Source organism: Acinetobacter lwoffii (genome assembly GCF_022967985.1).
Lineage (GTDB): Bacteria > Pseudomonadota > Gammaproteobacteria > Pseudomonadales > Moraxellaceae > Acinetobacter.
On the sequence record NZ_JALJVC010000012.1, the window covers coordinates 88,005 to 101,251 of the forward strand.

The 13,247-nt window shown below is 39.8% G+C and carries 13 protein-coding genes; all 13 read right to left on the reverse strand.

The genetic code is table 11. The features are described from left to right. Window positions 1–8: 8 nt before the first annotated feature. The 13 genes from hisS to MWG72_RS08985 all read right to left on the reverse strand — a co-directional run bounded on the left by hisS (window position 9) and on the right by MWG72_RS08985 (window position 12,489). Window positions 9–1,304: a histidine--tRNA ligase gene (gene hisS, locus MWG72_RS08925; protein ID WP_247143818.1), complete on the reverse strand. Its 1,296-nt coding sequence runs from the start codon at window positions 1,302–1,304 to the stop codon at window positions 9–11. A gap of 3 nt (window positions 1,305–1,307) precedes the next feature. Then, on the reverse strand, window positions 1,308–2,429 hold the full coding sequence (gene ispG, locus MWG72_RS08930) for a flavodoxin-dependent (E)-4-hydroxy-3-methylbut-2-enyl-diphosphate synthase (protein ID WP_004278355.1): 1,122 nt from the start codon (window positions 2,427–2,429) through the stop codon (window positions 1,308–1,310). 23 nt (window positions 2,430–2,452) lie between these two features. Continuing rightward, entirely contained in the window at window positions 2,453–3,244 is a 792-nt protein-coding gene (locus MWG72_RS08935) for a helix-turn-helix domain-containing protein (RefSeq protein WP_004278356.1), read from the reverse strand. Next, window positions 3,235–4,035 carry a type IV pilus biogenesis/stability protein PilW gene (pilW, locus tag MWG72_RS08940; protein WP_224216973.1) on the reverse strand — a complete coding sequence of 267 codons (801 nt, stop codon included), beginning with the start codon at window positions 4,033–4,035 and terminating at the stop codon, window positions 3,235–3,237. Before pilW ends, MWG72_RS08935 begins: the two co-directional genes overlap by 10 nt. Before the next feature lie 14 nt (window positions 4,036–4,049). After that, window positions 4,050–5,285 (reverse strand): dual-specificity RNA methyltransferase RlmN, encoded by a 1,236-nt coding sequence (rlmN, locus tag MWG72_RS08945; protein ID WP_247143819.1) that lies wholly within the window; start codon window positions 5,283–5,285, stop codon window positions 4,050–4,052. A gap of 122 nt (window positions 5,286–5,407) precedes the next feature. Then, a complete protein-coding gene (gene ndk / locus MWG72_RS08950) occupies window positions 5,408–5,839 on the reverse strand; it encodes a nucleoside-diphosphate kinase (RefSeq protein ID WP_247143822.1) in 432 nt (143 codons plus the stop codon). A gap of 110 nt (window positions 5,840–5,949) precedes the next feature. Further along, a complete protein-coding gene (gene iscX, locus MWG72_RS08955; protein ID WP_004278360.1) occupies window positions 5,950–6,150 on the reverse strand; it encodes a Fe-S cluster assembly protein IscX in 201 nt (66 codons plus the stop codon). 87 nt (window positions 6,151–6,237) lie between these two features. After that, window positions 6,238–6,789: a phosphatase PAP2 family protein gene (locus MWG72_RS08960; protein ID WP_168730661.1), complete on the reverse strand. Its 552-nt coding sequence runs from the start codon at window positions 6,787–6,789 to the stop codon at window positions 6,238–6,240. A 20-nt stretch (window positions 6,790–6,809) separates the two neighbouring features. Continuing rightward, window positions 6,810–8,090, reverse strand: a complete 1,281-nt coding sequence (locus MWG72_RS08965; RefSeq protein WP_247143824.1) for a glycosyltransferase family 4 protein — start codon at window positions 8,088–8,090, stop codon at window positions 6,810–6,812. A gap of 272 nt (window positions 8,091–8,362) precedes the next feature. Further along, on the reverse strand, window positions 8,363–8,773 hold the full coding sequence (locus MWG72_RS08970; RefSeq protein ID WP_247143825.1) for a hypothetical protein: 411 nt from the start codon (window positions 8,771–8,773) through the stop codon (window positions 8,363–8,365). Window positions 8,774–8,783: 10 nt separating this feature from the next. Further along, window positions 8,784–11,114, reverse strand: a complete 2,331-nt coding sequence (locus MWG72_RS08975; RefSeq protein WP_247143827.1) for a fimbria/pilus outer membrane usher protein — start codon at window positions 11,112–11,114, stop codon at window positions 8,784–8,786. A 41-nt stretch (window positions 11,115–11,155) separates the two neighbouring features. Continuing rightward, a complete protein-coding gene (locus MWG72_RS08980; RefSeq protein WP_247143829.1) occupies window positions 11,156–11,857 on the reverse strand; it encodes a fimbrial biogenesis chaperone in 702 nt (233 codons plus the stop codon). 110 nt (window positions 11,858–11,967) lie between these two features. Next, entirely contained in the window at window positions 11,968–12,489 is a 522-nt protein-coding gene (locus MWG72_RS08985) for a hypothetical protein (RefSeq protein WP_247143830.1), read from the reverse strand. Window positions 12,490–13,247 lie beyond the last annotated feature (758 nt).

The following is a 13,247-nucleotide window of genomic DNA, read 5'->3' on the forward strand; positions in this document are numbered from 1 at the left end:
TTTATCGATTATTTTGAAGAAATTTTAGTACTAAAAAATGCAACGAAGTCCGTAAATGGTACATTCGATTGCTCTGCGGTTGCCAGCTCTTTCACAGTAAACGCCTGAGCTTCCAGTTCACGCTCGCCCAAAATCGCCGCATACAAAGCACCGGCTTGATCGGCCTTTTTCATTTGCGATTTCATTGAACCTTGTGAGCCTACTTTCAGACGAACCTGACTGTCTGCTGCTTCAAGCTGATCACGAATCTGCTCCGCAATGACCAAAGCTTTACCTTGAGAAGCCGGTTCAACCACCAGGAATACTTCACAATCACGTGTCGGGGTATTGTCTTCAACCTGTTCCAGCAGAAGCAATAAACGCTCGATCCCCATAGCAAAACCAACTGCAGGAACAGACTGATCTGCCTTTCCTTTAAGTTGCCCCACTAGACCGTCATAACGGCCACCGGCACAAACTGTACCTTGTGAACCCAAATGGGTTGTGGTCCATTCAAAAACAGTTTTGTTGTAATAGTCCAGACCGCGTACCAGCTTTTGATTGATCACGAAGCTCACGCCTGCATCAGTCAAATACTGCTGTAACTGGGCAAAATGCGCCAGAGTTTCTTCACCCATAAAGTCATGCAGTTTCGGTGCATTTTCCAAGATGCTTTGTGTTTTGGCATCTTTAGAATCCAGAATACGCAATGGATTCGTGGTCAGACGGCGCTGAGAATCTTCATCCAGATCCGCTTTATGCGACTCCAGGAATTCAACCAGTGCCGCACGATATGCTGCACGCTCATCCGACTCACCGAGTGTATTTAACTCAAGCTGAACCTTGTCTGCTACACCCATACGTTTCCACAGACGCGCCGTCATCAAAATCAGTTCTGCGTCCATGTCCGGAGTCGCAACACCAAAAGTTTCCACACCAAACTGGTGGAACTGACGGTAGCGGCCTTTTTGCGGTTTTTCATAACGGAACATTGGGCCGATATACCAGACGCGAGGCGTCGCACCGCGCAGCAGGTTATGCTCCAGCATGGCACGTACACAGCCAGCCGTCCCTTCAGGACGTAACGTCAACGACTCAGGCGGATTACCCTTGTCGAGGAAGGTATACATTTCTTTTTCAACGATATCGGTTGCATCACCGATCGAACGTTTAAACAGGTTAGTCTGTTCTACGATAGGCAAACGAATTTGTTGATAGCCATAGGCATCCATCAAACCGGATAGATGCTGTTCAAGACGTCTCCAAGCTGGGGTTTGCGTTGGGAGAATGTCATTAAAACCTTTGATTGCGACGATTGAACTCATGATCTACTCAGGAAAACTTGTACGAATAATTTCTTTAGATTTAGCTTCTTCAAGCTCGGTAACACGTTGACGAACCATGGTTTCGATTTCATCAACCAATTGATTCGTGTCAATTAAATGGCTCTTTTCACCATTACGGTACACCAGTGAACGTGGTGCTGCACCTACGACACCAATATCCGCTTCTTTGGCTTCGCCCGGCCCATTCACTTTACAGCCAATGACCGAGACATCCATTGGGGTACGAATATCTTCTAAACGCTCTTCAAGTTGCTGCATCACGGAAATCACATTAAATTCCTGACGTGAACAGCTTGGGCAGGCAATGAAGTTAATCCCGTTGGAGCGCAGACCCAGCGATTTCAGAATATCAAAACCAATTTTAATTTCTTCTTCAGGCTCGGCAGCTAAGGAAATACGCATGGTATCCCCGATGCCTTCCATCAGCAGGCCACCCAAAGCGATGGCAGATTTAACCGAACCGGTGCGGTAAATACCCGCTTCTGTGACACCCAGATGGAGCGGATTATCAATTTGCTGTGACAGCAAACGATACGCATCCATGGTCAGGAACACATTCGATGCTTTGACTGAAATTTTGAATTCCTGGAAATCCAGACGGTCTAGAATATCGATATGGCGCATCGCAGATTCAAGCAAAGCCTGACCAGTCGGCTCGCCATATTTCTTTTGAATATCTTTTTCCAGTGAGCCGGCATTCACCCCGATCCGCATGGAAATATCGTTATGACGTGCTGCGGCCACCACTTCACGGATTTTCGCTTCCGAACCGATATTGCCCGGGTTAATCCGCAGACAATCTGCACCCAAATCAGCAACTGCTAAAGCAATTTTATAATCGAAGTGAATATCCGCCACCAAAGGTACATTGACCTGCTTGCGAATCTCACCGAATGCTGCTGCCGCTTCCATCGTTGGCACTGAAACCCGCATGATGTCCGCGCCCGCATCCACACAGCGCTGAATCTGTGCAACCGTAGCTGCCACATCACAGGTTTCAGTATTGGTCATGGACTGGATACTGATTGGTGCATCACCACCCACATAAACTGAACCCACACGAATTTTACGTGTTGGACGACGTTTAATTGGATTTACGATCATCGTTCTGCTCTACTCTTGATCTATTAAGGTGATAAACGGAATTCTGCTTTTCCGTTCACAGTGTAGGGTGACAATGAAATATTTTCATTATTTAAACTGAGTGATACAGCCGATGCATCATCCAGACGAATCTGGAATGGCGCTTCACCATTCAGCTGCAAGCTCGATGCCTGACGGCCAGTTGCCAGAACATTACCCGCCGAGTCGACAATATGCACCGAAGTCGGACGGTTAAAATCAAGTTTCAGCTGATCACCGGAAAGTGCGGCACCTGTATCCAGATTCAGAATCTCGACATTAGAAGCGCCTACTCCAGAGACTTCAGTGCTATTTTGTGAATTACTACTCGACCAGTTCTGAATCATGGCAAACAGTGCACCCAAAATCAGCAGCAATACCAGCGTAATAAAAATGCGCTTTAACCACTTACGATTGCGGTCACGTTTGGAACCTGGCAATTTCCCCATAATTTTGATAGGAGAATTATTCAGGGCATGATTCGGCAGCAGCCCGGTATCATTGGTATAAATTTCATCAAAACGTTGAATAATACTAGACGCATCTACACCCAGAAATTTGGCATAAGTCCGGTAATAACCTTTAATAAAGGTCGCTTCAGGCAAAGACTTGTATTCATCCTGCTCAAGAGCAGTCAGGGTTTTGACTGGGATGTTCAGCTCTTTCGCTACATCTTCCAGATTGCGTTGCTGATTGATACGAATCTGGCGCAAGTACTCGCCCGGACGTTGAATATTTCCTAACGCATTTGGAGCTACGCTCGAATGATTCGATGGTGAATTAGGATTTACTTCCATACGGCCTCAGTACTGTACTGTAATTGCAAATAACGTTGGTATTCCTGGCTTTCAGGAAAAAGTGCACGTAACTGGTTGACCAATACCTGCATCCCCAACTGATCACCCCCGGCACGCGCAGTGCGAATGCCAACCCAGAGCGCACGGGCACCCTGATTTTTCTGTCCCACACCACGCACAAACTGTTGATACATTTGTGTCGCCGCCGGGAACTGCTGGTTCAAATAAAATATTTCTGCTAACTCTAACATTGAAATATAAGAATCGCGATTGGCTTGCAGCGCCTGTTTGAATGATTTTTCAGCATTTGCTGTATCACCCAGTTTCAGGTAAATCCGCCCCATATTTTCCAGTGCGCGGAATCGCTGATCATAACCCAACGTGGCACCAGCAATTTGAAACTGCTCGATCGCATCATTATAGCGTTCAAGCTGATATAAATAAGTGCCGTAATTATTTCGCGCCTGCGCATTTTTCGGATCTGCCGAAATCGCACGCTTGAAATAATGATCTGCTTTTTCGAGATTAAGCTTACTGCCTTCCTGTTGCAGTAGCACGCCCATCATCATATTTGCTTGAGAATCACGCGGAGTAGTCTCAAGTGCCTGATCCAGCGCACGTTTGGCTGCATCCAAGTCACCTGTTCTCAGATATTCTACCGCCAATTGGGTACGGACTTTGGTGGCCTTTTCAGGGTCTTTCTGACCCAGATCTGGCGTCTGACACGCGACTAAAACCAAAGACACACATACTGTTGAAATCAAAGCAAACTTTGATGTTAGATTTCTCAACTGGCGACCTCTTATTATCCTTGTGAGCGCATGATCTCATTCGATTGCGCAATTTTCTTTTTCCACTGTTCCGCACGACGGGTACGGTCAGCGACTTGTCCGACTAACTGTCCACACGCGGCATCAATGTCATCACCGCGTGTCTGACGAATCGTACACACAAAACCGGCATCAGACAAAGTTTTTTGGAAAGAAATAATCCGGTTGCGGCTTGAGCGGCCATATGGCGCATGCGGGAACGGATTAAAAGGAATCAAATTAATCTTGCTTGGCAAATTCTTCAACAGCTTAATCATTTGCTGGGCATGTTCAGGATGGTCATTCACGCCATCTAACATCACATATTCAATGGTTACATGCTTACGTGAACTTTCGTTACCATCTTTGGCAATATAACGCTGACATGCTGCAATCAGCTGCTCAAGCGGATATTTTTTATTGATCGGCACCAGCTCATTACGCAGTTCATCATTTGGCGCATGCAATGAAATAGCCAGCGCCACGTCAATATCTTTGACCATCTGATCGATTTTCGGCACAACACCAGAAGTCGATAAAGTCACACGACGTTTTGACATGCCGTATGCAAAGTCATCTAGCATCACACGCATCGAGTTCAACACGGCATCGTAGTTGAGTAATGGCTCGCCCATGCCCATCATCACCACGTTCGTGACTGAACGTTCACGCTCAAGTACAGGCACATCTTCCATATAGGAATAGTTCGCCATCCAGAGCTGACCGATAATTTCGGCTTGAGTCAAATCACGCTGGAAACCCTGTTTACCGGTTGAGCAGAATGAACAGTCCAGTGCACAGCCCACTTGTGAAGAAATACACAAAGTGCGACGTAAACCACTGCGATGTTCAGCAGGAATCAATACGGTTTCAACAAGAGAACCTTCGCCATCGCCAACACGGAATACCCATTTACGGGTACCATCTTTAGAATAGTTTTTATGCACCACTTCAGGCGCTTTAATTTCACAAATCTTTTCCAGTTTTTCACGCAGTTTTCCTGAAATATTGGTCATTTCAGCAAAATCAGTCACGAAGAACTGGTGAATCCATTTCATCACCTGCCCGGCACGAAACTTCTTCTCACCCATGTCCTCAAAGAATTTTTCCATTTGCGGACGTGACATGCCAAGTAAATTCACTTTCTCGACAGTATTTGCCTGTGCTGGAGCGGATGGAGTGTGTTGCTGCGGCTCAGAAATTGCTGATACAGCGACTGCTTCAGTACTCATGTGTATTACCTAAACCATGTCTAAAGATGAAAGGAGAAGCTCAATATGTGAGCAAAGAATTATTCAGAGAATAAAAAAACCAGATAAGTATAATAACACTTATCTGGCTTGAATACTGCGAATTAACGAGTACGTGGAGCAATCTCAGTTTGAGCGAAGAAGTAGTTAACTTCACGATCAGCAGATACTACAGAGTCAGAACCGTGAGCAGCATTTTCGTCGATGCTTACAGCGAAATCTGCACGGATAGTACCAGGAGCAGCTTCTTTAGGATTAGTCGCGCCAAGGATGTCACGGTGAGCAAGAACAGCATTTTCGCCTTCAAGAACTGAAACAACCACTGGACCAGAAGTCATGAATGCAACTAGGTCAGCAAAGAAACCACGTTCTTTGTGCTCAGCATAGAAGCCTTCAGCTTCAGCTTGAGTCAAATGTTTCATTTTAGTTGCAACAATTTGAAGACCAGCTTTCTCGAAACGAGCAAAGATGTCGCCGATGTGGTTTTTAGCAACTGCGTCTGGTTTAACGATAGATAAAGTACGTTCGATAGCCATGATAGGCTCCTTAAGTCAATTGTTGACATGAAAATTTGGCGCATTATACCGAGATAATGCGCATTTTTCTGCTTTTCATCTGTAAAAAAATGCTTTTTTAAGATGAGGGCTTAGCGTGCCTCATCAATCCATGCCATTTGAATCGCTTCAAGCAGACCTTCAGTCGACTTGGTTGGATCATCTTCAAATTCAGGCAAAGCACATACCCAGGCATGTAAATCAGTAAAACGAATCCACTGCGGGTCCACATCTGGATGCGCTTCGTAGAGTTCAATCGCGATATCGAGAGTGTCAGTCCAACGTAAACCCATCTCTATTTCTCACCATAATTGCTTTGATGCTGTACTTTAACAAATCTGTGAAAATCTGCGAGCCTTTGCTCCGGCTTTCACTTATTTTTACAGCACAATATTCAGATAAGGCGCGGTCAGGACAATGGCAATTGCCATCATGCCACCCAGAATTGCACCAACTGCCACATCACTTGGATAATGCAATCCCAACACCATTCGGGACACTGCGACCAGAATCGTAAAAGGCAGCATCAGCATCAGTAATAAAGGTGCGACATAACCTAAAACGGTGGTTGCCATCACGGCATGCAAGGTATGCCCCGAGGGAAAACTGAAATGATCCAGTGGATGTTCACCTAGACGGATCACCTGATGCACCTGATAAGGACGTGGCCGTACGGTTTTGATTTTAAGCACCTTGTAAATCATAGTACCTATGGTACTTCCCAAAATCAGATAAACAATCTGCACGGTATAGATCAAGCCTTGCATGATCCAAACCAGTATCAGCATGAAATACCAAAATGCACCATTTCCTAAGCGGCTAATCATTTTAAAAAAAGTGGCAATACGGACTGAATGCGAAAAATGATTCAGATAAACACAGCCTTTCAAATCGATTTCTAAAAATTTAATCTTTACATTCTGGAGTTTCACACTGGTGCTCCTTTCTTGTTTTATATCCTGTATTCCTGATGCTGTACCAGTGAATACAGTGCTTGTTCAAATTGCCGGACCGGGTATTGCCAGCCTACCTTTTCGGCTTTTTTACGTGCTTGTGCGCCCATCTGCTGCAATCTTTGCAGATCAGGCAATCCGAGCATCTGCTGGATCAAACCCTGCTGATGTCCAAGTCTGCTCAACCATCCCGTTTCACCATGCTGCACATGCAAATTTGCACAAGCATAATCATAAGCAATCACTGGCAAGCCACTGGCCATCGCTTCCAATACCACATTTCCAAAGGTTTCAACCTGACTGGCAAAACAGAATACGTCTGCACTGGCATACGCCGTTGACAGTTTTTCTCCTGTCAAGCTACCAGCAAAAACAATGCTGCCATCCTGATTCAGTTGTTGCAGTCGAGTGCGATCCGGCCCATCTCCAACCACCACCAAACGTATATCTTGCTGACGAACTTGGCGCAGCACAAAATAGGTCTTGATCAGCACGTCAATTTCCTTTTCAGGAGAAAGCCGTCCGACATACAACATTACCCGGGTCTCGTTTGAAACACCCCAAGCATAGCGCAAATCTGGTGATCGCCACTTTGGTGAAAATGTATCTGGATCGACGCCCCTGCCCACAACTGCCAAGGGACAAGTTACACCAAACTGATTCAAGGCTTGAGCCGTACCTCGACTGGGGACACAGGTCAAATCAGTATTGTTATGAAACCACCTTAAATAGCCTTGAATCGGCTTAAGCAAAAAAGCCAAATCAAAAAACCGACTAAATTCTTGAAATGACGAATGGAAACCGCTAGAGACTGGAATTTTATGGAATTTTGCAAGCTGTTGAGCTACCAAACCTAAAGGGCCTTCGGTCACAATGTGAATAATATCGGGGGTAAAAGTTTCAACAGCTTGATGGATTTTTAGAAATTGCGGTCTACCAAACTGCAAATTACTATATTTAGGAATGCAGTGCGCTTTAACCAGACATTCACTATGCGGTTTAAAATCGTTACAGGCCTGTCGTTGTTCTGGACGTATTAATAAAATCTTATGTCCCTGTTTTTGTAATCCTTTACAAAGTTGCAATAAAGCGTGGGCAACACCATTGATTTCAGGAGGCCAAGTTTCGGTAACGATGGCAATTTTTAAACGGGACCGTGTCAGATCTTCTAGGACTATTTTGTCACGAATAGCCTGTTTACGTTGCTCTTTTAAATCAAACTGGATTTTGTGAATAACAGGTCTTTGCTCTAATAATTCTGAGATGGAAATTTGTTGCATCTCGCACCTATTCGCTTATATTTTTCACCTAGTATAGAAAGATCTCATGACTATTTGATGAATAAAAATAACTAAAAAAAGCCAAAAATAAATCTTCTAAATTATTATTTATATTATAAAAATAAGTGAATACTAATTATTCCTTAGACTAAAAAGATATTCACTTTATACAGATCTTCATTTAACTCCCTCAAAGTTTCTGCATATTTACTCTACTGCGCTGATCCCGGGTTGGTTTAAAGTCTTTCAGGTAATGTCCTCATCTCTATGATTTAAAAATTAATATCGACAGAAATCCGATCACGATAAGTTCCAGCTGGAACCCCATTAAAAGGATTCTCTTCGAGTTGAACTGAAACGACATATTTCTGTCTCTGTGAAGCTCCCTGATTCACTCTGACTCCCCATAACCCACTATTTGCACCACTCAAATTTAATTTGGTACGCAACTTATTAGGACCGTTAGACACATAACTTATCCCGTTAGAACTCACCAGGTTCTGACTATTAAATAAAATTGAATAGCCAGTATCACATGAAATATTAAATGAAGTGGCAGCCTGACTACGCTGATAGCTGGCTAGACGTAATTCTGGAGTGGTAAAACCATCAATCGAGCAATATTGGGCTATAGCTATTTCACTCATACTGAGTGCGGTAATAAATAAAAAGAGCTTTTTCATTTTTCTACTCCTACTTACATATAGTTTCCAGAATTTGCTTGTCTGAATTATGGAATTGGTTTTCATTCAGAATGAATTGAGCCTGGCACTGCTGTCCTCTATTAGTCTTCACTTTGAGGTTGTAAGTACCTGCTTTAAATAGATATAGATAAACAATACCCTGACTATCAACAAAAGAAGGTTCTGTACTGAGACCATCCACAAGAACCTCAGAGCCTATGACTAAATTATTTTGTTGCGCATCTTTAATTCTTAGCGCAATACGTTTGGTTTTATAGATAGGAAAATCCAGCTTATATCCACGTTGATCCAGACCAATCATTTTTTTAGAAGAGTGTTCAAAAGTTTCTTCCATCGCTAACTGGTTATGGTCAAAAGAAATATCATAATGAATATAAGGAATAATGTTATGTATAAACATATAGCCTTGATTATTGGTACTTCCAGATAGACTCGCTGAGCGATAGATATCAAGATTTGGATGTTGATCCACTTCAACCAGAACAAAAGCATTATCAGCATATTTGGTGAATGCTATTTTACCACCCAGCCAGACTAAGGCACCCTCAAACATAGCCTGTGAATTACGACGATTCTCATATTCATCATGAGAAAGTTGTAAATTACCTACACTGGTCTTCCATAAACCATAAGCATTGTAATTCACTTCTTCTTCAGTGCGATTAACCCCCAAAACATAATCAAAACCATTCTGAGTCATCGTTCTGTGACTAAAACTTAAACTCGTTTCATTATCTTCAGTATCGTGATTTAAATAAATTTGACCCTTTTCTTCCCAATCATAAGATAAAGCGATATTAAAACCATGATCCCCATCATTCCCAAAATCTTTATAAAAGCCAAAATTTGTATATAATTTTTTTGTTAAGCTTTTTGAAGCTCGAATATCAAAAATTTTCTGAGTATCATTACTAAAACCATTTTGATCATAATAAGATTGATAAATATAACTAAGATTTAATCCATCAATGAATCCCAAATTGGAAAAATTAAAATATAGAATATTTGAGGCTTCAATATTAGAGTCATATATATCACCACTTAAATATTGATATTCCTGAGTAAAATATCGACTATTTATACCAAAGGACCAGTTTCTAAAATCCCGACTCAGGCCTATCGAAGCCGCATATCCTTGTTCATCATCCGCTTCTGTCTGGCTAACTGAAAATGCACTATCCATAAGCAAATATTTACTTATTCCTTGGGTCCATAAAAAATCAAAATTGCTGACTTCTTTACTATATAAAAAATCTCCTCCCAAAGTCGTTGAAGACGTTATACCCCGCCGGTAAAACAATTTTGTAAAAAACTCCCGATAATCATCACCGACATAATCATAGTTATATCTTAATTTACCCAATGAAATATTATATTCATTCAATTTTGGTTTTAATAATCGACTATTAATATAAACAGGAAAACTCTGAACGCTCCTATTTCCTAAAATATCTTCTACAACAATTTGTGCATCACCCGCCTGATTTAGCATTGCTCCAGCAGGAAGATTATAATTACCAGGGGTCACAGAATCCCGATATAAACGCACCCCATTAATATATAGATCAATTGTTGAGGGTACGCTTGCACTTCCATTTAAAGTAGGCGCATTCCAGTAAACAAAGTCTGGACGATTGGTATAGTTGGTACCAAAGCTTAGCCCCCCAAACCGAAAAGAATTATTTAAGCTGCTATAAGGACTTGTCGTATCTCCCAAGGTAAGTCTTGAAAAGATTTTTGGAAATTCAACATCGAGCGTCGTATTGACACGTAAAAATCCTTCTTCAATATCTTCAGGTTCATTACGATATAAAAAAGCATTTTTTAATAACCAATAATCTTTAAATATCCCAATTTCTGAAAATGTATTAAATTCTTGTTCTTCATCATCTTTATTATAAAATAAGCTATAATTAACAAACCCTCCAAAATTCGCTTTCTCGGGATTTTCTACCTCTAATTCATAATGAGTATCTTCAAAATAATTGACTGGAAAATTAATTTTAATGGCTTGTAAACTATAGTCATCTTCAACTGTTACACCTGGTTGATTCAATAAACAGAATTCTTTCTTGACCAAGTGACGGGGGATCCTTTCAATGTGAATTCCGATTCTGGATAAAGCCTCACACTCAATATATCTCTGCCCTCCATCAGAAAAATGAATTGCTTCAGTTTTATAATCTAAGCCATTTACCCATATATTTACGATGAACATTTCTAAATTGTCTTTCTGCACCGTCTGTTGAACATTTTCAGCATTTATATTTGTTAGCCCCATCCCACACGCGATCATTAGAAGAATTTTAGTGACCTTCATAGCATCATCCTTTTACTATTTATTCTTTTTGTAAGCATCTTCTAGGCTTTTACAGGAAATTCCAAATATCCCTCATGGTCTTCCACTTTTATCTTTAATTTCAAATCTCCATTTTCTTTTAATTCTCCAAGTTCAAATTTAATTTTATTTCCACTCAAAATATATTGAACAAAATCTTTTTTCATGAGTTGATTATTTTTACTATCCAATACTATAACTTCAGTAATTTTTGCATGAGATTTAGATAAATTATTTACATTTAAATAAGCCAGTTCATTAATTTTTTGCAGATCTATATTTAATTTTGGTGTAACCTGTTTTCCAGCAAAAAAAGGCAGTGAGAAATTAAATAAAAAATTAATCGAAGAATTATCATCAACTGGTGTTACTTCTTTAAAAATGATCCTCCATGATTGCTGTTGCTCTAAATTTAATAGGGGTTGGCTAAACCCGATACGGACAACTTGTTTACTTTCAGGTTTTAGCTCAAATGTTTTTGGATTAAACAATAAAGTATTATCCTCCAATAAAATATCTTCACCTTTTTCATTTTGCTGCCATTTAAATGCACTAATTTCATATATTTTTGAAGTACTTAATCCTGTACTTTCAATATTAACAGTTGTACTTTTCTGTCTTTTAAAATCTTGAATATAGAGTTGGATAGGACTGAATTTTATTCCCGCTGATAAAGAAAAACTAAACAAAAACAATATAGAAAATCCTATAATTTTTTTAATCATATTTCACTCCCAAACCTAAATATAATTATTATTAATCATAAAAATATTAAAATAGGAGATGTAGTACATCTCCTACTTATTCAAAATGTTATATAAAAAATTTCTTATAATTAGAATCGAACTTCTACGTTATATACACCACGATAAGTACCGGCATCAGCTGCTTCAACCGCACTACCAGCTACTGTAGCTGCTACATCCCAACGATGAGCTTGCCCTTTGGTACTTGACTGAGTGCCATAATAAGCTTTTCCACCACGTGTAGTAGTCACAACTACAGGTACAGAGTTCTCACCATTGCGCAAAGTATTTAGTGGATTAATATTTAATCGATAAGGGGCATTTGTGCTGACATTAAAGAAGCCCGCATCGCTCCAATTACCTCCCGTGGTTTGTGCAAGTGTTAATCGAGGCGTCTCAACATCTAAATCACAATGTCTTGGAACTTCTAAAACAATATCAATTTTTCCGTCACATTTGTCTCCACATCCATGTTTGCCTGGTTTATGAGGTTTATTTGGACCCTCTTGTGGAGGGCCGCCTCGGTTTGTTTCTGCTGCGTAGAGAGCTGTTGAACTAAAACCAAAACTCAGTACGAGTGCTGCCAATGTGGCTTGAGTCATTTTTTTCATGTTTTTCTCCATTTCTTTTTTTAAAAGAATATATTTTTCTTTTATTTTTAACGCTTATATCCCAACTCTTAGAATTCAGAGCTATTTTTCTAAGCGCAGACTCATATTAGTGCGATTATTTTCATTAGCGTACAAAGCTTTAATATTCACAATATAGTCGCCTATATTTTTATAAAATCATCCATCTATATATTTATTTGTTTTATAAGCACTTAGACTTATATATAAATTATTACAAATACAATCCTTTTAAAATTATAAGCATTCCATACTTTCACCACACTTCATTTAATAGATAAAAATACCCACAAGACATTGATATAATTATTTTTTCAAACTACTCAATTTAAATTGGAAATAAATCTTACAAATTCTTACAATTTCCAGATACTACCCTTTAAAAAAATTATTTTTTTTATTTTTTATTGTTATTTTTACAGCATCATAAAAGTTTAATATTTTTCATCTAGACAAATAATTACAATCAAACAACACAAAGCATATATTAAACCTAGAGTATAAAAATGTGACAAAGTAAATAATTAATTTTATAATATTATTAAGTTTTAATTACTATTAATTTAATTAGTCAATAATTTTTATATTTAAAAATTTAATTTCAGAATTAACATTCTAATAAATATTTTTTTGATTGACCTCAAGACAAAAACTAGAAAAGAATCTTTACTTTTAAAAATATACAAGAATAAGTTTAGTGGTGTTTATTTCAATATTTTTTTGTAGAGGTCGTATAATTA